Annotated in this window: 21 protein-coding genes; 9 read left to right on the top strand and 12 right to left on the bottom strand. The window is 67.8% G+C overall.

The window, feature by feature from the left end:
• Positions 1-15 precede the first annotated feature (15 nt).
• Entirely contained in the window at positions 16-1,020 is a 1,005-nt protein-coding gene (locus NV1_RS34335) for a helix-turn-helix transcriptional regulator (protein ID WP_067901280.1), read from the bottom strand.
• Between the two features lie 100 nt (positions 1,021-1,120).
• On the opposite strand from NV1_RS34335, the gene NV1_RS34330 reads away from it, so the two are divergent.
• The 3 genes from NV1_RS34330 (at position 1,121) to NV1_RS34320 (ending at position 3,693) form a co-directional block, all read left to right on the top strand.
• Positions 1,121-1,672, top strand: coding sequence for a DinB family protein (locus NV1_RS34330; RefSeq protein WP_067901278.1), 552 nt, complete (start codon positions 1,121-1,123; stop codon positions 1,670-1,672).
• A gap of 249 nt (positions 1,673-1,921) precedes the next feature.
• Entirely contained in the window at positions 1,922-2,047 is a 126-nt protein-coding gene (locus NV1_RS44100; RefSeq protein WP_373864689.1) for a hypothetical protein, read from the top strand.
• A 119-nt stretch (positions 2,048-2,166) separates the two neighbouring features.
• Positions 2,167-3,693, top strand: a complete 1,527-nt coding sequence (locus NV1_RS34320; protein WP_067901272.1) for an acyl-CoA synthetase — start codon at positions 2,167-2,169, stop codon at positions 3,691-3,693.
• On the opposite strand, the gene NV1_RS47035 is transcribed toward NV1_RS34320, so the two are convergent.
• The gene (locus tag NV1_RS47035) at positions 3,662-3,859 is read right to left on the bottom strand and encodes a hypothetical protein (protein ID WP_174557518.1); all 198 of its coding nucleotides are present in this window, start codon (positions 3,857-3,859) and stop codon (positions 3,662-3,664) included. The genes NV1_RS34320 and NV1_RS47035 overlap by 32 nt on opposite strands.
• Before the next feature lie 198 nt (positions 3,860-4,057).
• On the opposite strand from NV1_RS47035, the gene NV1_RS34315 reads away from it, so the two are divergent.
• The 3 genes from NV1_RS34315 (at position 4,058) to NV1_RS34305 (ending at position 6,704) form a co-directional block, all read left to right on the top strand.
• Positions 4,058-5,062 (top strand): sigma-70 family RNA polymerase sigma factor, encoded by a 1,005-nt coding sequence (locus NV1_RS34315; protein ID WP_067901269.1) that lies wholly within the window; start codon positions 4,058-4,060, stop codon positions 5,060-5,062.
• A gap of 70 nt (positions 5,063-5,132) precedes the next feature.
• Positions 5,133-5,894, top strand: a complete 762-nt coding sequence (locus NV1_RS34310; protein WP_067901402.1) for an isocitrate lyase/PEP mutase family protein — start codon at positions 5,133-5,135, stop codon at positions 5,892-5,894.
• 267 nt (positions 5,895-6,161) lie between these two features.
• Entirely contained in the window at positions 6,162-6,704 is a 543-nt protein-coding gene (locus tag NV1_RS34305; RefSeq protein WP_067901267.1) for a dihydrofolate reductase family protein, read from the top strand.
• Between the two features lie 69 nt (positions 6,705-6,773).
• Here NV1_RS34305 and NV1_RS34300 read toward each other — a convergent pair whose 3' ends face one another.
• The 4 genes from NV1_RS34300 to NV1_RS34285 form a co-directional block, all read right to left on the bottom strand.
• Positions 6,774-7,136 (bottom strand): hypothetical protein, encoded by a 363-nt coding sequence (locus tag NV1_RS34300; protein ID WP_157117550.1) that lies wholly within the window; start codon positions 7,134-7,136, stop codon positions 6,774-6,776.
• A 115-nt stretch (positions 7,137-7,251) separates the two neighbouring features.
• Positions 7,252-9,405, bottom strand: coding sequence for an acyl-CoA dehydrogenase family protein (locus NV1_RS34295; RefSeq protein ID WP_067901262.1), 2,154 nt, complete (start codon positions 9,403-9,405; stop codon positions 7,252-7,254).
• Between the two features lie 223 nt (positions 9,406-9,628).
• Complete coding sequence (locus NV1_RS34290; RefSeq protein ID WP_245714076.1) at positions 9,629-10,765, bottom strand: alpha/beta fold hydrolase domain-containing protein; 1,137 nt, start codon at positions 10,763-10,765, stop codon at positions 9,629-9,631.
• A 265-nt stretch (positions 10,766-11,030) separates the two neighbouring features.
• Entirely contained in the window at positions 11,031-11,948 is a 918-nt protein-coding gene (locus NV1_RS34285; protein WP_067901256.1) for a universal stress protein, read from the bottom strand.
• 382 nt (positions 11,949-12,330) lie between these two features.
• On the opposite strand from NV1_RS34285, the gene NV1_RS34280 reads away from it, so the two are divergent.
• The gene (locus NV1_RS34280; RefSeq protein ID WP_084526200.1) at positions 12,331-13,242 is read left to right on the top strand and encodes a cutinase family protein; all 912 of its coding nucleotides are present in this window, start codon (positions 12,331-12,333) and stop codon (positions 13,240-13,242) included.
• A 207-nt stretch (positions 13,243-13,449) separates the two neighbouring features.
• Here NV1_RS34280 and fadD5 read toward each other — a convergent pair whose 3' ends face one another.
• Positions 13,450-15,057, bottom strand: a complete 1,608-nt coding sequence (gene fadD5 / locus NV1_RS34275; RefSeq protein ID WP_067901253.1) for a fatty-acid--CoA ligase FadD5 — start codon at positions 15,055-15,057, stop codon at positions 13,450-13,452.
• Positions 15,058-15,271: 214 nt separating this feature from the next.
• Between fadD5 and NV1_RS34270 the strand changes: the two genes are divergently transcribed.
• A complete protein-coding gene (locus NV1_RS34270) occupies positions 15,272-16,507 on the top strand; it encodes an acyl-CoA dehydrogenase family protein (RefSeq protein ID WP_067901250.1) in 1,236 nt (411 codons plus the stop codon).
• A 54-nt stretch (positions 16,508-16,561) separates the two neighbouring features.
• Here NV1_RS34270 and NV1_RS34265 read toward each other — a convergent pair whose 3' ends face one another.
• Positions 16,562-17,530, bottom strand: coding sequence for a zinc-binding dehydrogenase (locus NV1_RS34265; RefSeq protein WP_067901247.1), 969 nt, complete (start codon positions 17,528-17,530; stop codon positions 16,562-16,564).
• 82 nt (positions 17,531-17,612) lie between these two features.
• On the opposite strand from NV1_RS34265, the gene NV1_RS34260 reads away from it, so the two are divergent.
• The gene (locus NV1_RS34260) at positions 17,613-18,272 is read left to right on the top strand and encodes a TetR/AcrR family transcriptional regulator (RefSeq protein ID WP_174557517.1); all 660 of its coding nucleotides are present in this window, start codon (positions 17,613-17,615) and stop codon (positions 18,270-18,272) included.
• Between the two features lie 33 nt (positions 18,273-18,305).
• On the opposite strand, the gene NV1_RS34255 is transcribed toward NV1_RS34260, so the two are convergent.
• The 4 genes from NV1_RS34255 to NV1_RS34240 form a co-directional block, all read right to left on the bottom strand.
• Entirely contained in the window at positions 18,306-18,656 is a 351-nt protein-coding gene (locus NV1_RS34255) for a hypothetical protein (protein ID WP_067901241.1), read from the bottom strand.
• A gap of 396 nt (positions 18,657-19,052) precedes the next feature.
• Positions 19,053-19,691 carry a TetR/AcrR family transcriptional regulator gene (locus NV1_RS34250; RefSeq protein ID WP_067901238.1) on the bottom strand — a complete coding sequence of 213 codons (639 nt, stop codon included), beginning with the start codon at positions 19,689-19,691 and terminating at the stop codon, positions 19,053-19,055.
• Positions 19,692-19,772: 81 nt separating this feature from the next.
• The gene (locus NV1_RS34245) at positions 19,773-20,822 is read right to left on the bottom strand and encodes a cytochrome P450 (protein ID WP_067901235.1); all 1,050 of its coding nucleotides are present in this window, start codon (positions 20,820-20,822) and stop codon (positions 19,773-19,775) included.
• Between the two features lie 321 nt (positions 20,823-21,143).
• Positions 21,144-23,404: beta strand repeat-containing protein (locus NV1_RS34240; RefSeq protein ID WP_174557516.1), on the bottom strand; the 2,261-nt coding region annotated here is incomplete at its 5' end.

The following is a 23,404-nucleotide window of genomic DNA, read 5'->3' as shown; positions in this document are numbered from 1 at the left end:
GCCGAACGGGAGCGATCAGGATTCGGCGGTAATATCACGACCCCGCGGTTGTGGGCCGCGATCCGCGACCGCGGCTGTGAATGTGGCTCCCCAATTCCGCACCTGCGCAATCAGTTCCGGAGGATGCAGGATTCGGAAGTCGGCGCCGACCACGCCCAGGGCCATGGTGGGCCAGTCCAGCGAATCGGCGGTCATCGTCACCCGGCACCGGCCGGGGTCGAGTTGTTCGACGGTGCACCAGCGGCCGATCCGCTCGCGAATCGTGTCGGCGGGGGCATCGACCAGTACCTCGACCCGATACAGACCGGGCAGGTTCTCCATGCCGGACCGGACGAATTCGGCGGCATCGGCGGCCGGAAGTTCGCGGGGCAGAAAACGGGAATGGTCACCGACGGGGTCGCCGACCCGGTCCACCCGGAAACTGCGCCAATCGTGGCGGGCCAGATCGTAGGCCACGAAATACCAGCGTCGACCCAGCGCGACCAGTCGATGCGGTTCGACGTATCGCTCGGTGCGGCGGCCATCGGCGGCGGTATAGCCGAAACGTAGCCGTTCGGTGTCCCGGCAGGCCAGCGCGATCGTGGTGAGCACACCGGTATCGACGACAGGGCCGGGCTCACCGTTCCAGCCGCCCGCGATCGTCATCGCCCGGATGGCGTCCACCCGGCGACGCAGCCGCGGTGGCATCACCTGTATCAGCTTGGCCAGCGCACGCACCGACGCCTCCGCCACGCCGGGCGCGGACGTCCCCGTGGCGGCCTGCAGGCCGACCACCAGCGCGACCGCCTCCTCGTCGTCGACCATCAACGGCGGTAGCGCGGCACCCGCGGCGAGCTGATAACCACCGTCGATTCCCCGGCGCGCCTGCACCGGATAACCCAGCGCCCGTAGCCGATCCACGTCCCGGCGCAGGGTGCGCGCCGACACCTCGAGCCGTTCGGCCAGTTCCAGGCCGGGCCAGTACTTGTGCGTCTGCAACAGGGACAGCAGGCGGAGCGTCCGCGTGCTCGTATTCGCCACATCTCGATTATGGGTTCTATTCAGGTCGGAAAGTGGCCGCTATGGGTCATAGCGTGGTCATCGAACCGAAGGAACACCAACCGCGCGAAAGGCGAACACCATGGCCGACACCTCCACCCTCGATACCGCGAAGACCGGCAGCGTCCTGACCGGCGAGCGCGCCGACCTGCTCGCGCAGCTCGCGAAGGTCCGGCACTTCCTGCGCTTCACCGTTCGGGATCTGTCGGACCAGCAGCTCGCGCTGCGCCCGACCCCCAGCGAGCTGTGCCTGGGCGGCCTGATCAAACACGTCACCTCGGTGGAACGAGGCTGGGCGAATTTCATCCTGGAGGGCAGGTCGGCGATGAAGGACTTCGATGATATGACCGAGGAGGATTTCGCCCGCCGCGCCGACGAATTCCGCATGCTGCCCGGTGACACCCTGGCCGGAATTCTCGCCGCCTACGCCGAAGCCGCCGCACGCACCGACGACATCGTCGCCACCGCAACCGATCTCGACGCCTCCCTCGAACTGCCCTCGGCCCCGTGGTCCGAGGACACCCACTGGTCCGTCCGGCAGGTGCTGCTGCACATCATCGCCGAAACCGCCCAGCACGCCGGCCACGCCGACATCATCCGCGAGGCCATCGACGGTTCCAAGACGATGGGCTGACGCGGGCTCCTCGCCTCACGCCGCGAGGTAGCCGGCTCGGGGCCGCGCGCCGACGTCTTTCATGCCGCTACCGGTCGAAAGGCGTTGTCCCGGTGGCTGATCGACGACCTCGACGAATCGGCTGACCGCACGGGCACGGTGCCGCCGAGCCCGTGCGGTCACACCGCGGCCAACACAGCACGAGGGGAAGTCCGCACGCACCTCGGATGGCTCGGCCGTGCGGCTGCGGCCCGATCACCGGTTCTCCGCGTGGCCGATGCCCCCGACCAGGTGCGGCAGGGGGTGCTGCCGCCGGTCGCGTACACCGAGGGCACCGGCTTCCGGCCGGGGCCGCGCGTCGATCTCGACTCGGTGCTGCACGTCGACGGCTGGTGACCCGCCGGCCGAAACAGCCACAAACCCTCATGTCGCCCGAGCGGAGGCTTGCGACCAGGTAACCTCGCGATCGGCGCGGCCTGATCCATCGGTCGTTTCCGGCGAGTTCAGGAGGTCGTATGTACCCGGGTGCCCATGCCGTGCATTTTCCGGACAAACCCGCCGTCATCGTCGCGGGCGGTGCGGAGGTGACGACCTACCGCGAACTGGAGGAGCGATCCGCGCGCCTGGCGCGGTATCTGCATGCCGCCGGTCTGCGCCGCGGCGACCATATCGCCCTGCTGACCGACAATGATCCCAAGACCTTCGAAGTCTATTGGGCGGCAATGCGAAGCGGCCTCTACTTCACCGCCGTCAACAACCATCTGTCCCCGGCCGAGATCGCGTACATCGTGAACGACTGCGGCGCGAAGGCACTCGTCGTCTCGGCACATCTGGCCGAGTCCGCGGCGAAGATCGTGCCCGATACCCCGGCGGTGACCATCCGGCTGTCCTATCGAGGCGATGTCGAGGGTCACGATTCGTACGAGGATGCGCTCGCGGGCAGTTCGCCCGAACCGCTGCCGTCCCAGCCCGCGGGCATGGACATGCTGTACTCCTCGGGGACGACGGGCCGGCCCAAGGGCATCAAACCGCCGCTGCGAGACCGCACTGTCGAGGAGCCGAGCGATGTCACGTCGGTGTTCGGGCCGATCTACGGCTTCGACACCGAGACCGTCTACCTGTCCCCCGCTCCCATCTACCACGCCGCGCCACTGCGATTCTGCGCCACCATCCAGGCGGTCGGCGGCACTGTGGTGATGATGGAGAGGTTCGACGCCGAGCAGGCGCTCGCCGCGATCGAACGCCACCGCGTCACCCATAGTCAGTGGGTGCCGACGATGTTCGTGCGGATGCTCAAACTCGACGACGCGGTGCGGACCCGGTACGACGTGTCCAGCCTGCGAGTGGCCATCCACGCCGCCGCGCCCTGTCCGGTCGAGGTGAAGCAGGCCATGATCGACTGGTGGGGCCCGGTCCTGTACGAGTACTACGCGGCGACCGAGAGTATCGGCGTCACCCTGATCGATAGCGAACAATGGCTGCGCCGACCGGGTTCGGTCGGGAAGGCCGCCTTGGGCCTCATCCACATCTGCGGTGCGGACGGCGGCGAGCTGGCCCCCGACGAGATCGGCACCATCTACTTCGAACGCGAGGAGATGCCGTTCGCCTATCACAACGACCCGGACAAGACCACCGAGGCGATCCACCCGCAGCACCCGACCTGGTCGACCACCGGCGACATCGGCTACGTCGACGACGAGGGATTCCTGTTCCTCACCGACCGCAAGGCGTTCATGATCATCTCCGGCGGAGTGAACATCTACCCGCAGGAGATCGAAGACGCACTCGCCTTGCACCCCAAGGTATTCGACTCCGCGGTGATCGGAATCCCCGATGCCGAGATGGGCGAATCGGTGCAGGCCGTGATCCAGCCGGCTCCCGGCATCACCGGCTCACCCGAACTCGCCGACGAACTGCGCACCTTCCTGCGGGAACGAATCGCGCACTACAAGGTTCCCCGCGGTGTCGACTTCGTCGACGAGCTCCCTCGCACCCCCACCGGAAAACTGGTCAAGGGAAAGCTTCGAGATCGCTACCGGTGATCAGGAACGTGCCACGAGAGCCGCGTTCTGGCGTTCCCATGGCCTTGGCGGCACCGCTTGTTGCATGCACCCGTTCCGCGCCTCTGTGCAGAGCTTCCGCGACCAGTGCCTGCCCGATGCCGCGATTGGCTTCGGTCACCAGGACGGTTTTTCCTGAGATCGTCATCATTTCTCCTGTCTTCGTTCCGGGCCGACGCGTGCCGGAGATGTAGACACCACCGCGACGGTGATCTGGGCGCGCCCATCGGGCGGTGGCCCTGGAACCCGCGACCGAAACCGGGTACGCGCGGACCGCCCATTTCGAGGCTCGGCGGGTGTCCATATATGGGAGACGGACCCAACCCGAGCGTGGGAGTGATGACCAGTGGCAGTAACCGACCTGATCGCCCGGGCACGGGCCGGAGACGGCGCGGCGTTCCGCGAGTTGACCGAGCCGCACCGTCGAGAACTCCAGGTGCACTGCTACCGGATGCTCGGATCCACGCAGGACGCCGAGGACGCCTTGCAGGACACGCTGCTGGCCGCATGGCAGGGTCTCGGCGGCTTCCAGGGTCGGGCCTCGATCCGGGTATGGCTCTATCGAATTGCCACCACGCGGTGCCTCAACGCACTGCGCTCGGCGAGCCGCCGTCCGGCCGCGGAGTGGAACCTCCCCGGCTTCGAGCCGCCGGAGTCGAATCGGCTCGGCGAGGTCCCGTGGCTGGAGCCGTTTCCCGACACGCTCCTCGAGGCGGCCGGCAACGCTCCGCTCGGGCCGGAGGCTCGATACGAACAGCAGGAATCCATCTCCCTGGCCTTTGTCACCGCCCTGCAACTCCTGCCCGCCCGTCAGCGGGCCGTGCTCATCCTGCGTGAGGTCCTCGGCTACCACGCCGCCGAGGTCGCCGAAATGCTCGACACGACAGTCGATTCGGTCAACAGCGCCCTCAAGCGTGCTCGCACGGCGCTGCAACGTCGCCTGTCATCGGAGGGCAGGCGCGAACCGCCTCCGGCGCCCGACTCCCCTGCCGAGCAGGAGCTCGCGGCGAAGTTCGTGCGCGCCTACCAGTCCAGCGATATCGATGCGCTGGTCGCGCTGCTCACCGAGGATGTTCGCATCTCGATGCCGCCGATCCCGCTCGAGTACCACGGTCGCGACCACGCGTATCGCTTCTACACGAGCATCATCGACAAGGGCCGGATGTACCACTTCCTGCCGACGCGGGCCAATGGCCAGCTCGCATTCGGGGCGTACCTCAGCACCGATGGCATACGGCATGCGAGCGGGTTGATCGTGCTGACTCTCAGCGGCGACCGGATCTCGGCCATCACCCGCTTCGAGAACAGTGTGCTGCCACAGTTCGGGCTACCCCGATCACTTCCCGGCTGACAGATGGACCGCGCGCGCAGTTCCCAGAATTTTCCAGCCGTACCAGTGCCGATCGACACGGAGGATGACGATGACTGTTGATCTTGCGGAATTGAGAGCGCGCGCCGACAGGCTCCGCGAGTTGCACAGCGGTGAGCTGCTCGTACTGCCCAACGCCTGGGACGCGACGAGCGCGATCACGGTCGCCGAAGCGGGATTTCCCGCAGTCGCGACGGCCAGCGCCGCAATCTCGGCGGTGCTCGGTTACCCCGACGGGGAACGCGCGCCGTGGCAGGAGATGTTCGCCGCGGCCGGACGAATCGCCGGTGCGGTGTCGGTACCCGTGACCGTGGATGCCGAGGCGGGGTACGGGATGCGACCACGTGAACTGGTCGATCGATTGCTCGACATCGGCGCGGTCGGCTGCAACCTGGAGGACACCGACCATCGCGCGGGCGGTCTGATGGATGCCGACGACCACGCCGGGTGGCTCGGCGACGTACGTTCCGCGGCCGACGATGCAGGTGTCCCGATCGTGATCAACGCCCGGGTCGATACGTTCCTGCCGGCCAACGGGGTACCCGAATCGGACCGGGTCACCGAAACGATCCGACGCGGTCGGCTCTACCTGGATGCGGGCGCGGACTGCATCTATCCCATCGGCGTGGGCGGCAGGAATGACCTCGCTGCCCTCGTCACCGGACTACCCGGACCGATCAACGGCAACACCGGCGCCGAAATGGACCTGGCGGCGTTGCAGGACTTGGGCGTCGCCCGGGTGTCCTACGGCCCCCGCTTCTATCGTGCCGCCATCGCCCGGTTCAAGTCCGCGGTCGAGGCGCTGCGGACCTGATCCGCACCGCCACGACAGCCGCCGGACCAACGAATTGCCCTGGGCCGCTTGCATATTGCCCATCACGACAGATCCGGACCGCGGAGATGGGCGACCGCGGGCGGCGCTTCGCCCTCGACGCGGTGGGAGCGGCCCCCGGAAGCCGGCGGACATCGCCCGCGCGACCTGTGCCGGGCGCCGCCCAGTTTCCCGGTCCGCTGGGGTCTACATAGAGCGAAAGGCGGTGCCGGGGCGGCACTCGCAGGTCAGACCGAGGAGGTCCGCGCCATGCGGAAGGTGATCGAATATGTTCTGGTATCGGCGGACGGTGTCTTCGAGGACCCGGTTGCCATGGGTGTCGGCGAGTATCAGGACGAGGCGTATCTGCGCAACGGCTTGGCGTTGCTGACGGCGTGTGATGCGCTGCTGTTCGGCCGCCGCACGTACGAGGCGTTCGCCGAGCTGTACAGCGGTGGGGGCCACAAGCCGATGTGGGCCGATCGGATCAACGCGATGCCGAAGTACGTGTTCAGCACGACGTTGGCGACGGCCGACTGGGGCGATCCGACCATCGTGCGGGGCGACGCCATCGCCGAGGTGACCCGGCTCGTACAGCAGGACGGAGGGAATCTGCTGATCATGGGCCACGGCGTGCTCGGCGAGACGCTGCTGCGCGAGCGGCTGATCGACGTCATCGACCTCACCGTCCACCCCTTCTTGGCGGGACGCGGAAAACAATTCTTCCGCGCGGGGCAGCACGCCGAACTGAGGCTCACCGCCGTGACGACCTTCTCGAAGATCGTCAAGCTGACCTATGAAGTGATGCGATGATCCGTGTCGCTCAGCCGACCGAACCCGCGTCCCCGTTCCCTCCGTGGACAACTGGACGGGCGCGGATGCTCACCAGAGCACGGCTACCCGGTCCACTCCCCCGGTGACGCGATGGGACTGGATCTCGAGTTCGTCCAGTCCGGCGGCCAGGCGCAGACCGGGGAACCGGCGTTGGTGGTCACGGGTTTCGGTGTTGTAGTCGCCTCGGGGTCCGCCCGCGACGGCGGCCTGCGACACCTTGGCCGCCGTCTCCGGCGTGGGGTGCCTGCGACCGAACCGGGCGTCGCCCAGAATCTGCCTGACCTCCGCGTAGCCCATCGCCAGCCAGGCCGGATCGCCCGCCGGGCTCAACACCCGGGTCACCGGCGACTGCCGCCGCAACTCCGCATACCGCGACGCGACCTCCAATGCGTTGGGGCGTTCGAACGGCAACCGTGGAGCGGAGTGGACGGTACTGGTCAGTCATGACACCGGCTGCACGAGGACATTCGGTGCACAAAGGCACTCGGTGCCCGGTCGATACCGGGCACCGGCGATATGCCGACCGCTATCGCAGCAGCGGGTCGCGGGGCAAGCCGAGGATGCGCTCGCCGATCTGATTGCGCTTGATCTCCGAAGTGCCGCCCGCGATCGACATTCCGCGATGCATGAGCACCATGGTGTTTCCGGTCGCGGCGAATCCGTCCATGAACAACGCGTCCTCACCGAGCAGTTCGCTCACGACCGCGGCCGCCTCGTGGCCCAGTTCGGACACGATGAGCTTGGCCATCGCACCCTCCGGACCCGGACCGGCGCCGGTGACAGCGCGTTCGGCCGCGCGCAGATTGAGCAGGTCGACGGCCTGCTGCTCGGCGATGTAGCGACCGATGCGCGCGGCGCCACCGGTCAGGCGATCGGGGGCGGCGTCGAACAGCGGGACCAAAGCAGCGCCCGGAAAGCTCAGCACCCCCGCACCACCGCTGCCGATGCTCACGCTCTCATTGCCGAGCGTGGCGCGCGCGACCGTCCAGCCGCCGCCGACCGGTCCGACGACATCCTCGTCGGGGACGAAGACGTCGGTGAGGAACACCTCGTTGAATTCCGAATTCCCCGTGGTCATCTTCAGCGGACGCACCTGCACGCCCGGCGCGTGCATATCGATCGCCATCATCGTGATGCCTTGGTGTTTGGGAACATCGGGGTCGGTGCGTACGGTCGCGAAACCCATGCCCGCGAGATGAGCGCCGGAGGTCCACACCTTCTGGCCGTTGACCAGCCAGCCGCCCTCGACCCGGGTCCCTCGGGTCTTGATTCCCGCCGCGTCCGACCCGGCCTCGGGTTCACTGAAGAGCTGACACCAGACCACCTTCTGGTCCAGCGCAGGCCGCACCCAGCGCTCCAGCTGGTCCGGGTTGCCGTGCTGGATGATGGTGAGCACATTCCACGCGGTGATGCCGTAGGACGGGCGGGCCACACCGGCCGCGGCGAACTCCTGCTCGATCACAAGCTGTTCGATCGCCCCCGCGCCGCGGCCGAATGGCTCCGGCCAATGCGGCATCACGTATCCGGACTCGATCAGCCGGGTGCGCTGTCCGGCGGCGGGGAGATCGGCGATCTCGCGGGCGAATTCCCGCACCCGCGCGCGCACGGGCTCGGCCTCGGGCGGCAGTTCGAACGCCTTCGCGCGCGAGATCTCCCGCCGCGTCAGGTCGACCAGATCGGCGGATGCGCGTGCCGGGGCCAGAACGTGATTCAGCGCCGAGGCGCGCCGCATGAACAGGTGTGCGTCGTGCTCCCAGGTGATGGCGATACCGCCGTGCACCTGGGTCATGTGGTTGGCGCAGAAGTCCGCCGCGGGAGCGGTGATCGCGGCCGCGACCGCCGCGGCGTAGGACAGTTGATCGCCCCCGGTGCGGGCCGCCCGCGCGGCGTCCCAGACCGCCGAGGCCGCCATCTCACTGACCACGGCCATATTGGCGCAGTGGTGTTTCACCGCCTGGTACATGGCGATCGGGCGGCCGAATTGGATGCGGTTCCCGGCGTATTCGGCGGCGAGCCGGGTCGCCTCGGCGGCGACGCCCGCCGCCTCGGCCGACAGGATCACCCGCTGCAGATCCAGCAGCGTCCGCGCCGCGCCCGGCACCACGATCGCGGGCGCCCGGTGGAGGGTGACGCGCGCCGCGCGGCGGGTCGGGTCGAGATTGCGCGGCGTGGTCACCCGCACGTCGTCACCGGGTTCGACGATCGCGACATCGTCCCCCACCGTCAACACCAGTAGTCGGGCCAGTCCGCCGCCGAGCACCACCACCGAGCCGGTTGCCGTGCCGCCGTCGAGGCTCAGCCCTGCGGTCGTGGCCACGGCCGCTGTCGTCGAACCGTCGGCCAGGCCGGGCAGCAGCTGCTTGCGGGTATCCTGTTCGGCCGCAACGGCGATGAACGCGCTCGCGATGACCGTCGGCACGAACGGGCCCGGTGCGATCGCGACGCCCAACTCCGCCACGACGAGCACCAACTCCTCGAGCATGTACCCGGACCCGCCGTACTCCTCCGGCAGGTGCAGACCCAGCCAGCCCAGGCCGGGTACCTCGTCCCAGAATCGAGGCAGCGTCTCGTCCTCGGCCTCCAGCAACGCCCGCCCGGCACCGCGCGCCTCTCGCCTGCGCAGGAATTTCGCGGCCGTATCGGCAAGCGTGACATGGTCTTCGGTGATGGCGATCGACATCGAACAGCTCCCTTCCGGGGCGCCGACACACCTGTCGGCCCCGCGGACCTACTCCGGTGAACAACCGGTCGTGACCCGCGCCCGACCGATTCGCGCCGCCCGCCGGGAACAACCCCGCACGGGAGACAAGGACCATCATGCCCGCCCCCGGCGATCGGGCCGGTCGTTCCGCCGGATCGGTCCCGGTGGCCGGATCGGGTGTCGCGCCCGCGGCCCGATGATCTCAGACCGCGAGTCCGTACTCACGAATCCAGGCGAGGACGGTATCGGCCACGAATGCGACCTTGTCGGGCTGCCCGGACAGGTAGTGCAATCCCTCCCGGACCGGCACCAGCCGCTTGTCCCGATGTGACACCGCGTCGAACATCTGCGTGGCGTAGCTCGGGAAGCAGACCTGATCGGCGGTCCCGTACATCACCAGAACCGGCACGTCGATCCGCGACATATGCAGTGCGCCATCGCAATTGGATTCGTCGACACTCCACCGCGACAGCCACGAGCGCAGACTGCTGTAATGCGCCAACGGGGCGGGCATCATATTGGCGACCTCGGCCGGCCCCCACATCGTGCCCGGCTCGCGGTCCGAGGGATCGAGTGCCGGATCGATGAAACGCGGGTCGGCCGTGGTGCCGTGCACCACGAAGGGCAGGTCCTGCAGTTCGCCGCCGGCCCGGGCGAGCCGGTCGAGCTGATCGCGCACCCACGAGGTGATCCGGCGGTTTCGCGCCACCTGGGCCGCGCGATACCGCTCGATGAATTCGGCCGTGAACGGTGGCCGATTGCGGCCGTTGAACAGGTCGAGTTCCTCGTCCCGCGCCCACGGATCGGTCTCGTCGACCACGGCCGGGTCGATCCAATCGGTGAGGACCTGCGCACGGCCGGGATGAGCCATCAGCTGCGCAAGCGCGTCTGCCGCGGGCAGATCCGCGCGGGTCAGATCCGGTGGGTCGCCTGCCGGGGTGGCGGTGATGGTCGGCGACTCCGCCTGACTCTGGTACAGCGCGGCGAGCCCGCCGCCACCGGAATTCCCGATCAGCACGACCTTCTCATAGCCGCGCTCGCGCAGGTATCGGATCGCCGCGCCCACATCCAGAACACAGTTCTCCATGGTGAGCGAGCTGTCGTTGCCGATGTACCGGGTCGCCAGCCCGACCGCGTCGAGGCCGCGCTCGGCGAGCGGGGCGAGCAGATAATGGCCCATGAAATTCGACGCCGGATGGACGAGCAGCGCCACGGTCTTCGACCGTTCCGTCTGTGACCGGTGCAGCGATCCCCAGATCTTGCCCGCCATCCGGGAGACCCCGGAGTAGACGTCGATCCGATCACTGGCCTGCATCGGTATGCCCAGCAGTTCCGTCATGCTCATCCATTCGTATCGCGGTTCGCAACGAGGTCGCGCCCGGCGATCCGGCCGAAGGCGGCACAGAGCCCGGCACAACCCTGCCGAGATCATCGTGCACGCGGGCGCGCTCGTCGATCCGCCCGGGCAGGCCCGTTCGCCGCGGACCACCCACAGGAATCCGCCACGATCGCGAACGACCCTGCCGCTCATCGCAAATGGCGCATCCTCGCACCGGGCTCATCCGGTGTGCGGAGACCGCCCGGCCGCACCCGATCGGCGCGATCTACTCGGCCCCGGCCGCCGGACCCGGCTCTCGCACAACCATGATCGGGCATTCGACCGATTGCACCAGCGCCCGGCTCGTCGATCCGAGCAGCATTCCGGCGAATCCGCCGCGACCGCGGCTGCCGACGACCACCAACTGCGCGTTGTCGGATTCGGCCAGCAGGGCGCGCGCGGGCTGGTCACGGACGACCATACCGTGCACCGTGACATCGGGATGACGTTCGCGGTGGATCGCGAGATCTTCGACGAGCAGCTCGAATTCCTTGTCCTGCACCGCTTCCCACGCCGCGAGCGGCGGTTGGAGATCGGTCGAGTCGCTCCAGCACCGCAATGCGGTCAGGCCCACACCCCGCCGGGCCGCCTCCTGGAAAGCGATGGCGACGGCGGGCACGTTGTTCACACTCCCGTCGACGCCGACCAGAACCGGTTTGCGGGCGGAGACCGGATCGGTGCCCGCGCTCGAACTGACCACAACTACCGGGCAGTGCGCGTGGTGGACCATGGCCCAGCTCACCGAACCCAGCAATGCGCGCTGGACCGCACCCCTGCCTCGGCTGCCGACCACGAGGGCTCGCGCGGTACGCGAACGCGTTATCAGAGTGGCGATGATGGGATCGAACGTCACCTCGGAGCGGATCTCGACGGAGTCCGCGGGCGCGAGAACCGATGCGATCCTCGTCGCCTCGGCCACGATCTGCTCACCACTGTCCCGCATCTGGTCGACCGCCTCCGCGGTCGGATACGGCACCGGACCGTAAGCCCCCTGAAAGCCCACCGACGCCACCACATCCAGTGGGCAACCGTGTAGCGCCGCAGCGGCTGCGGCCCAGGCCACCGCCTGGTAGGAGATCGCCGAACCGTCCGTCGCCGTGACGATCGGGGCACGAGTTTCCGCTTCGCGAACTTCCTCTGTCATGAGCTGCTCCCCTTCTCACCGATCGGCTGATGTCCGGGCTTGTCCGACCCAGTGTGGTGTCCGAACCCCGGCCGATCCGAATGCCACACCGCACGGGGAGCGGAATGCCCGCGCCGCTCGGCGATTCCGGTGCGGCCTGATCACCGCCCAGATGCCGCGGTGGCCGAACCGGGCAGGGACGGGGTGTGCACCGCGTCCGGTTCGGCGTCGCGTAGCGCGATGCCCCCGGGCCCTGCGCCGGGGCTGCGAGCCGGCCGGCGATCACCAGCGCACACGACCAGCAATCCGGCTAATCATGCGCTATCTCGGTGCGGCTCTTACACTCGCACAGTAGCTGCACACCGGTCCGACGGCATGTCGGCCGTGACCACCCGGAGTACCGATGCATTCTCGTTGGAAGGCCACCGTCGCGAGCGCTGCGGCAATGGTGACCGCCGCTCTTCCCTTCGGCGTCAAGACAACCGCGCAGGCCGCCCCGCCGGACTGCCCCGGTCTGTATGTCGTCGCGATCCCCGGCACCTGGGAGACCTCGGACAGCGATCCGGGCAAGGGGATGCTCGCCGCGGTCACCAGGAATCTGCCCAGCAATGTCCGGACCGACTACGTCGTCTACGCGGCCACCGCGTTCCCGTGGGAAGGCGATGTCTACGGCCGTTCCAAGCAGGAAGCCGTCAATCGCGCCCGCGGCATGATCGGGGCGATGGCGCAACGCTGTGGGGCAACACGATTCGCGCTGCTGGGGTACAGCCAGGGCGCGGACGCCGCCGGTGACGTGGCCGCCTCGATCGGTACCGGCCTCGGCGTGGTACCGGCGAATCGCGTGGCGCTGGTCGGGCTCATCGCCGATCCCCGACGCTCCCCGACCGACCAGCTGATCGGCCCGCCCGTCCCGGGCGCGGGCGCCAGCGGTCCGCGGGTCGGCGGCTTCGGCTGGGTCGGCCCCCGGACCTACACCTTCTGCGCCGCGGGCGATCTGTACTGCTCGATGCCCAACGGCGACTTCGCCGGTCGGATCGGCGGGTTGCTTGTGCAGCTGTCGAATCCGGACCCGGCCCAGTTGGGGAACTATCAGCAGCAGGTGTCCACGCTCATCAACGATGCGCTCGCCGCGGGCGGTCTCGGCCTGCTGGACAACCAGATCACCAATACCGAGTACAACCAGCGCAAGAAGCAGGTCGACGACTTCCTGAAGTCCGGGATCCATCAGAGCTACCCGCGATACGGGGTCGACTCCAGTGGCGCCACCGCCCTGACCTGGCTGCACCAGCGGTTGATCGACGCGGCGCGGGGCTGAGACCAGAGCATGCCGATTCCGGTGTGACAGCCTGTGTGCTGACATCGATGGTCGGACTCCTGTTCGTCGCCTTCGGTGCGCTGCTGCTGACCACCGCCTGACGGCGTCCCGGATTTTCGCGACGGTGACATTCGGCCGCCACACCCTGGGGCGCCGGCTGATTCGGCGGCTCGCGCGGCGATTACGGCGACGAGATGGGCACGCAGCTCAGTCGGCCAGACCGGCGTCCTTGCTGCCGTAGGCCTTGCGGAGTTCGGGCTTGACGACCTTGCCGCTCGCGTTGCGCGGCAGTTCGCCGACGATCACCAGATCCTTCGGATGTTTGAAACGAGCGAGATTCTCGTTCAGGTGGGGCCCGAGTTCGGCGAGGGTCAGCTCGCCGGCCCCGTCGGCGAGTACGACGACGGCCACCGGTACCTCACCCCACTTCTCGTGCGCGCGACCGATCACCGCCGCTTCGGAGATCTTCGGATGTCCGTACAAGACGTTCTCGACCTCGGCGCAGTAGATGTTCTCGCCGCCGGAGATGATCATGTCCTTGGCCTGGTCGACGACGTAGAGAAATCCGTCCTCGTCCTGCCGGACCAGATCGCCGGAGTGGAACCAGCCTCCGCGGAACGCCTCCGCGGTGCCCTGCGGGTTCTGCCAGTAGCCCTTCATCAGATTCGGTCCGCGATAAACGATTTCGCCGACCTCGCCGGGCTGCACATCGTTCATCATGGGGTCGACGATGCGCGCGGTCACCGCGGGCACCACCTTGCCGATGGAACCGATCTTGCGCAGCGCGTCCTTACCGTCGAGCACGCACGTCACGGGAGACATCTCGGTCTGCCCGAACGCGGTCGTGTTGAGCGCCTCCGGGAAAGTCTCGTTCATCGCCGTGAGCACCGTGTCCGAGGCCGGTGCGGCTCCCCAGCTGATCGTCCGCAGCGCCAGATCGCGCGGCCTGGCCCGCTGCGCCGCGCATACCGCCTGCCACTGGGCAGGGACCATGAACACCGAGGTCGTACCCTCGCGCTCCATCGTGTCGAGCATGTCGTCGGCGTCGAACGAGCCCAGCGGGTGAATCACCGAGCGCACGCCCCGGTAGAACACCGGCGCGAAGGCCGCGAGCCCGGCGATGTGGAAGATGGGCGGTACGACCGACGCGACGTCGTCGTCCGAACCGCCGGCCGCCGCGTTGATCGTGGTCACCGCCTGCGCATGCAGGTTGGTGTGAGTGAGCATGGCGCCCTTGGGTTTTCCGGTGGTGCCCGAGGTGTACATGATGAGCGCGACGGTGTCCTCGGGCACATCGATCTCGGGCGGTTCGGGCGGGCCCTCGGTCAGGATCGCCTCGTAGTCGAGATGTTCCGGATCCGCACCGGCGTCGACCACGATCATGGTGTCGATCGCGCCGGTGGACGCGCGTACCGCGTCCATCAGCGGTGCGAGCAGGTTCTCGGTGACGACGACCTTCGCGCCGCTGTCGCCGACCAGGTACGACACCTCGGCCGGGCTCATCCGGATGTTGACCGGCACCGGGATCGCACCGATCAGGTTGGCCGCCAGCACCGCCTCGATGTACTCGGTGCGATTCAGCAGCGCCATCAGCACCCGGTCACCGAACCGCACCCCGCGACGATGCAGGGCCGCGGCGAAGGCGCGCGACCGATCGTCGAGCGCGCGCCACGTGGTCGACTTGCCGAGATACGTGATCGCCGTGCGCTCCGGCGTCATCAACGCATGGCGATGTACCTGGTTGTTCCAGTGGTTACGACGCGAGCGCAAGGGCTCGGTGATGGCTTCGTTCGTCGACTGCGTGGTGGCGGTCATGCTCACTCCTGTCGCCGCGGCCCGATGGACCTGAGCTGCTGCGTATTACGTGCCCTGGGTCACACAGTAGCGAGATGACGGCATCTCCGCCCGGGATGAGCAATGTGCGGCGGGGTGACATCACATTCGTCGGCATCGCCTGCCGAACCCGGCAGACATGCGAGAATATGACTCTCATATAGAATAATCATATTCTCATCAGAACGATCTACGCATGACCGAGCGCGACACGACCATCGAACCAGTGGACAGTTTCCGCGACCGAGCTCGCCGCTGGCTCCGAGAGAACCTGCCGCCGGCGACCGAGCACTTCGTCGGCGCGTTCGACGACGCCGTCTGGACCCGTCATCGCGGGCTGCAGCGGACCCTGTTCGACGGCGGGTTCGCCGGTATCTGTTTCCCGAAAGAGTATGGCGGACAGGGGCTCACACCCGTCCATCAGCGGGCGTTCAGTGAGGAGTCGCTCGGCTACGAGATGCCACTGGCGCTCAATGTGCCGACCTTGGCCATCTGCGCGGCGACGCTGCTGGATCTGGGGACCGAACAGCAGAAGCGCACGCGGCTGCCCGCGGTGCTGCGGGGCGAGGAGGTCATGGTGCAATTCCTGTCCGAACCCCGCGGCGGGTCGGACCTGGCCGGGCTGATCACCCGCGCGGACCACGACGGCGGCGAATGGGTTCTCAACGGCACCAAGATATGGAGTTCGGGCGCGTACGCCGCCGATTACGGGCTCTGCCTGGCCCGCACGAATTGGGATGTGCCCAAACATCAGGGGCTCACGCTCTTCCTCGTGCCCACGACCGCACCGGGCCTGACCATCCGCCGGATCAAGCAGGTCACCGGGTCGGTCGAATTCTGCGAGGAGTTCTTCGATGACGTCCGGCTGCCCGCGGACTCGGTGGTGGGCGAGGTGAGCGGCGGTTGGGCCGCCGCCACCACACTGCTGCACCACGAACGCGCGGCGGTGGGCGGCAGCTCCCCATACCTCAGCGGGGACCAAGCGCATCTCGGCGGCGAGGCCGACGCCCTGGTCGAATTGGCCCGCGGCACCGGATGTCTCGACGATCCCAGCGTGCGGGAGGACATCGGCGCCGTGCGGGCGATGCGCATCGTCCGGGACCAGTTGATCGAGCACGTCGCCGATGCGATCGCCGACGGCGCACTGCCCCCGGCGGCAGGTTCGCTCGTCCGCCTGCTCGGCGCCGAAACGACCTGGCTGCAAACGGATTCCGCAGTGCGAATCGCCGGTACGGCGGCGGCCATCGGCGCGGCCGACGGTCCCGGCACCGGACAGGTCGGCATCGATTACCTGTTTCGCAACGCGGCGGGCCTGGGCGGCGGCAGCACCGAGATGGCTCGCAACCTGATCAGCGAACGACTGCTGGGCATGCCCCGCGAGTACGCCGCCGACCGCGATGTTCCGTTCAATCAGGTCCCCCGGGGACGCTGACGCCGGGCGCGCGGAGCCGGACCGCCACGACCCGACCTGCGCACCGATCCGCTGTCACCGTGCCGGCGTGAGTACGATCCTGCCGAAGACCTCGCCGTCCGCCATCCGCCGATGCGCCGCGGCGGCCTGGTCCAGGGGAAGCACCTCGTGCACAACCGCTTTCACCTCACCCCGGCCGGCGGCGGCGAACAGATCGGCGGTGACCGACCGCCGATCGGGGATGGGAACGGTGTCGGCGCTGAAGGTGGCGAACGACATCGACTTCTGGAACGCCGCGATCATTTCCTTACCGAAATCCGCCGGTGGCCAACCGGCCATGACACCGACGACGACCATCCGGCCGTTCGGCTCGAGCTTGTCGAAGAAAGCGGGCAGACCCGGCCCGGCAACGATGTCGACGATGACGTCGTAGCTCGCCGGAGCGTCCGCCGGGCCCCGGCCGGCGCGGTCCAGCACATGCGTCGCGCCCAGTTCGCGGAGGCGGTCACCGCGCGCGGCCGAGGACGTCGTCACCGTCACCGCACTCGCACCGGACCGTGCCGCGAACTGCACCGCCATCACCCCGATACCTCCGGCGGCCCCGCGTATCAGAACCGACTCACCGGGCGCGAAATGCGCATGGCGCAAAGCGAAATGGGCCACCATGCCCGAACTGCCCAGAGTCACCGCAGCCGCCGCCGACACCGCTTCCGGTAGCGGGATGAGACTTTCGGCGGAGGTGACGACCTGTTCGGCATAGCCGCCGCCCACACTGGTGAACGCCCATACCCGCCGCCCGACCCAGGCGGCGTCGACGCCCTCGCCGACGGCGGTCACGGTGCCCGCGACCTCGCTGCCCAGGATGTGACCCGAGCCGAACCCGTAGTCGCCCAGGGCGCCGCTCCGGATCAGCGCGTCGACGCCGCCCACGCCGATTGCCTCGGTCGCGATCGATACCTGCCCGCCGAGCGGACTCGGCTCGGGCAGTTCCACCACCGCCAGACCCTCGGGACTGCCGAACTCTTCGACCATCACTGCCTGCACTGGTATCTCCGTGTTCTCTTCGATCGGAACCGACCAGCGGACCGTAACGGACGCCCCCGTCCGTTTAGCTAAAGTGAGAGCGGTGACCGCTCATTTGCCTCACAACCTGCGCTCCGACGCCCGGGACAACCGCGAACGCATCCTGGACGCGGCTCGCTCGATATTCGTCACCGACGGCCTGGAGGTGCCGATCCGGGCGATCGCGCGCCGCGCCGAGGTCGGCCCCGCCACCGTCTACCGCCATTTCCCGACCAAGGAGATGTTGATCGCGGAGGCGTTCACCGATCAGATGCTCGCCTGCCGATCCATCGTGGACGACGGGCTGGCCGACCCGGACCCGTGGCGCGGCTTCTGCGGCGCGGTCCAGCGGTTGTGCGAGTTGCAGGCGCGTGACCACGGCTTCACCGCGGCCTTCATGTCCACATTTCCGCATGCGATGGACTTCGCCGCGATCCGCACGTCCTCGCTGGCCGGCGCGGCCGAGCTGATCCGCCGCGCGAGGGACAGCGGCCGACTACGGGCCGATATCGTCCTGGACGACCTGATCCTGATGATCATGGCCAACAACGGGATTCACGCGAATACGCCCGCCGCGCGCCTGGCGGCCTCCCGTCGCTTCGCCGCCCATATGCTCCAGGCGTTCCAGGCCGCGCCCGCGTCCGCACCGCTGCCACCGGCACCCCGACTGGTGCCCGCGGTATCGTCGGCCCGACCCGCGCGCGCCAACGAGAAACACGGTTGACCAAGGGTTTTCGCCCGCCGCCGAGCGACTACGTCAGGGCAGGACCTGCGGCACCACGCCCGGATTCGCCGCCCCGACGAGGGCGCCGATCAGACTCCCGATGGCCGAACCGGCGGAACCCGTCACCGACCCCGTCGCCAAACCGACGGCCGATCCGATCGCGGAGCCGACCGAACCGCCCAGAGACGCGCCGTTCAGCACCGGATCGGGAACCAGCGCATTCGGATTCGTCGCGGTGTCCTGGGTCAGCGGAATACCGGCGACCGGCGCGGCGGCCCTGCCGGTATCCGCGGCGGCGGCCCCGGCGAATGCGGCCGATGCGGCCAATGACAGAGCCACGACCGCCGCCGCACGCCGAACAGTGCACAGGGTGTTACCGAGCATTTCCCCAACTTTCCGCCCGCCGGCGCAACCGAGGGCACAACGAATGACCCGGCACGCGGACCGGTTCGGATCAGTGACGGCCGCCAGAGGTGCAGCAGGACTCCGGCCGATGCCGAGTCATCCAACCATACTGTGCGACACGAGATCTCAAGACGTCCCGCGATAACATGTTGGCGTATGAGCGATTACGGATCAGGCGTCGGCGACACTCGACGGACCGTCGGCCGCCCCGCCCGATCAGCCGTCGAGACGGCGCATGTGTTTCGAAAACCTACTGCCGCACAACCACTTCAGGCACGATGGCCACGAGCGTTCGAAACCCTCGGGTTCGAACCAGAAGCGCAGCGCCGCCGGGCCGGATGTCGCCGGTCCGGATATCCGACGCGGCGGCGGCCTTCAGGAGGTCGGGCCGGATGCGGAAGCGGTCCGGGCGGTCGGCAGTTTGATCGCCGACAGGTACATCTCCAGAACCGGCCGGTAGAGGTCGATGTCGACCAGCTCGCTGCCCAGTACGACCGAATCGCTGGTGGCGATGAGCGCGTGCGCGAAGGTCAGCGGCGGAATCAGCAGGGTTCCGCCGATTCGGTCGAGACCCTCGGTGACGAAGGCCCCCAATTCCTCGGCGACCTCCGTGCGTTTGGCCTCGACTCGTGCGCGCGCCTCGGGATTGCGGATCAGATACAGCGTGAACTCGTGCCCGAGGGCGGCGTGCTCGACGCCCCGATCATGGCCGAGCTGACGCCATCGGTGGGCGATTTCGTCGAGTTCGCGAGGGCCCACCTCGCCCGCACCGGACAGCACCTCGGTGAAAGTGTCGAAGTAGCGGCGCCAGTACCGGTCGCTCAGGGCCAGGAAGAGCTCTTCCTTCGTCGCGAAGTGCTTGTAGACCGCGCCTTTGGTGTAACCGGCCGCGGACGCGATGTCATCGATGGTCGCGGCCGTGAACCCCTTCTCCGCGAACACTTCCTGCGCGGCGTCCAGAAGCAGTGCCCGAGTGCGCTCGAGCCGTCGCTCCTTCGTCCAGCGCTCCACCATGTCAGCGATTATGCCATGAATCTCAGGGACCAATTGACCCCTCAGATACTCGTGGGTATCTCGAGCTGACCCACCGAGCAATCACCACCCGACAGGCAATTCGTACACCCCGTACGCCAGGCGATCGCGTTTGAACTCGATGCGATCGATCGTCGTCGCCAGGTGCAGCGTCGGAATGCGACGGAACAGGGTGCCGAAAATGATCTGCAGTTCCGCGCGAGCGAGCTGCTGCCCGACACACTGGTGTCGTCCGAATCCGAAGGCCAGGTGCCGGTCGGCATTCACCCGGCGGACATCGATCTGTTCCGGATGCTCGAAGATGTCCTGGTCCCAGTTCGCGGGTGCGAGATCGATGATGACGCCCTCCCCCGCCCGTATCGTCACATCACCCAACTCGATGTCCTGCAATGCGATTCGCCGCTGCCCGTTCTGCACCACACTCAGGTGCCGCAGTAGCTCCTCGACAGCGTTCGCAAGCACCCGGGTGTCGGTGGCCTCGCGAATCACGGCTGCCTGATCGGGGTTCTCCAGAAGCGCGAGTGTGCCGAGGCCCACCATATTGGCGCTCGTCTCATGTCCGGCGATGAGCAGGCCCACACCCTGCATGGCCGCCTCGCGAATATCGATCTCCCCCGCCCGAACCCGTTCTGCCATATCGGATATCGCGTCCTCGCCGGGATTGTCGAGTTTGGTTTCGACCAGCCGCGTCATGAACCGCATCTGGTCGATTCTGTTCTGCCGGGTCTGTTCATCGGTCGCATCCCGGAGCAGCCCGACCTCGCTGTGCCGGCGGAAGAGCGCCTGGTCCTCGGGTGGGACGCCGAGCAGGGCGCCGATAACCAGGGAGGGTACCGGCAACGCCAGCGTGGAGATGAGATCGGCCGGGCGGGGACCGGCCAGGATGGCGTCGATATGTTCGTCGGCGAGTTGCTGGATCGCCGGGCGCAGCGCCTCGACCCGCTTGGCGGTGAACGGTTTGGTCATCATCCTGCGGTATCGAGAATGCTCGTCCGCATCCCGGTTGAACACCGACGCCGGACGACTGTGCGCCATCGCCCGCATGGCCTGGTTCCAGTGCGGAAATCCGGGGAGGCGATCATCGACGCTCACCCGCGGATCAGCGAAAAGCACGCCGCGATATTCCCAGCGACGCCGCGGACGTCACGGCTCTGATCACACGAGATCGGTTGCGGCGCCGCAATTCTGCGGCCACCGCCACGGCCCGTTCCCCCACGCCCTGCGTATGACCGGATCGGTATCGAGCCGCGACTTCCAGATCACCACGTCCGAGGCACTGTCGAATACCCGTCGCTACCAGTGCGGCACGCATGGCCGGTCGGCAAGGTACCGACAACGGAACTCGTGGGCGAGCGGCGCCGGCCGAACTGCGGGATCGAGCTGTCCGGTTCGAAAGTCGCGGGCCGGGTGCCGGGACTCGGTGGTCCCGGCACATCAGACGTATGCGTAGGGCAGTCCATTGCTGGTACCACCCAGCGTGGTGGCCGTGACCTGGACGGTACCGGTGCCGGCGGGGGCGACGGCGGTGATCTGGGTATTGGAGTTGACGGTGAACGAGGTGGCCGGGGTGGCACCGAAGCTCACCGCGGTGGCGGTGCTGAGTCTGTTGCCGGTCAGGATGACAGTATTGCCGCCGGCCGCCGGCCCCGAGCTCGGGGTGAGGGAGTTGAGCACCGGGGTTTCGATGTAGGTGTATGGCAGCCCATTGCTGGTGCCGCCGGCACCCCTGACGGTGACCAGGACCGTGCCGGTTCCGGCCGGCGTGACGGCTCTGATCTGTGTGTCCGATTGGACGGTGAAGGAGGCGGCCGGAGTGCTGCCGAAGAATACCGCGGTGGCGCCGGTGAATCCGGTGCCGGCGATGGTGACGTTCCTGCCACCCGCCGACGCCCCTTGGGGTGGGTTGAGCGAACTGAGAGTCGGCGCCGCGATGTAGGTGTAGAGCACGGCATTGCTGGTACCGCCGGGTGTGGTGACGGTGACCGCGACCGATCCGGGTGAACCGGCGGGGACGACGGCGGTGATCTGAGTGGCGGACACCACTGTGAACGAGGTCGCCGGGGTGGTTCGGAAAGTTACCGCGGTGGCCCCGGTGAATCCGGTACCGGTGAGAGTGACAGTGTTCCCACCTGCTTGGGGTCCTTGGTTGGGGACGATCGAGGTGAGGGTGGGCGCGGGGACGTAGGTGTAGGTCACCGGGTTGCTGGTGCCCCCGGGGGTGGTGACGGTGATGCTGACCGAGCCCGTTCCCGCGGGCACGACCGCGGTGATCTGGGTGCCGGAGACGACGGTGAACGACACCGCCGGGTTCGCACCGAAATGGACCGCGGTGGTGCCGGTGAGATTGGCGCCGGTGAGGGTGACGGTGTTCCCACCAGTTTGCGGTCCCTGGTTGGGCACGACCGAGGTCAGGGTGGGCGTTTGGACGTAGGTGTAGGTCACCGGGTTGCTGGTGCCGCCAACGGTGGTGACGGTCGTGTTGACCGAGCCCGTGCCGGCGGGGACGACCGCGGTGATCTCGGTATCGGAGACGACGGTGAACGACACCGCCGGGTTCGGCCCGAAGTGGACCGTGCTCGCACCGGCGAATCGCGTGCCGGTGAGGGTGACGGTATTGCCACCGGCGACTGGGCCTTGGTTGGGGGTGACAGCGGTCAGGGTGGGTGCGGGGATGTAGGTGTAGAAGAGCGGGTTACTGGTGCCGCCGACCGATGTCACGGTGACCGCGGCGGTGCCGGTGCGCGCGGGGGCGACGGCGGTGATCTGGGTATCGGACACCACGGTGAACGACGTCGCCGCGTTCGGGCCGAAGTGGACGGCGGTGGTGCCGGTGAATCCGGTGCCGGTCAAAGTGACTGTATTGCCGCCGGTTTCGGGTCCCTGGTTCGGAGCGATCGAGGTGAGAGTGGGCGCGGGCACGTAGGTGTAGAACACCGGGGCGCTGGTGCCACCCGGGGTGGTGACAGTGGCCCCGACCGACCCGGTCCCCGCGGGGGCGACCGCGGTGATCTGGGTGTCGGAGATGACGGTGAACAAGATCGCCGCGTTCGGGCCGAAGTGGACGGCGGTGGCGCCGGTGAATCCGGTGCCGGTCAAAGTGACTGTGTTGCCGCCGGTTTCGGGTCCCTGGTTCGGAGCGATCGAGGTGAGAGTGGGCATGGGGACGTAGGTGTAGGTCACCGGATTGCTGGTGCCACCAACGGTCGTGACAGTGACATTGGCGGTGCCTGTACCGGCGGGCACGACGGCGGTGATGTCGGTATCGGACACCACGGTGAACGACGTCGCCAGGGCCGCACCGAAATGCACCGCAGTAGCACCAGTGAACCCACCACCGGTCAAAATGACCGTATTACCACCAGTTTCGGGACCCTGGTCGGGGGTCACTGCAGCCAGGGTGGGTGCGGGGATGTAGGTGTAGAAGACCGGATTACTCGTGCCACCGATCGCGGTCACGGTGACCGCGGCAATACCAGTGCGCGCAGGAGCGACGGCCGTGATCTGAGTATCGGACACGACAGTGAACGACGTCGCCAGGGTCACACCGAAATGCACCGCAGTAGCACCGGTGAACCCAGTACCGGTCAAAGTGACCGTGTTGCCACCGGTTTCGGGTCCCTCGTTGGGCACGACCGAGCTCAGGGTGGGTGCGGGAACATAGGTGTACGGCACCGGGACGCTGCTACCACCCGGAG

The sequence above is a fragment of the Nocardia vaccinii NBRC 15922 genome, from assembly GCF_001613305.1.
In the GTDB taxonomy this organism is placed as follows: domain Bacteria; phylum Actinomycetota; class Actinomycetes; order Mycobacteriales; family Mycobacteriaceae; genus Nocardia; species Nocardia vaccinii.
Note: the sequence above shows the minus strand (reverse complement) of the source record. Positions and strands in the feature narration are given on the sequence as shown.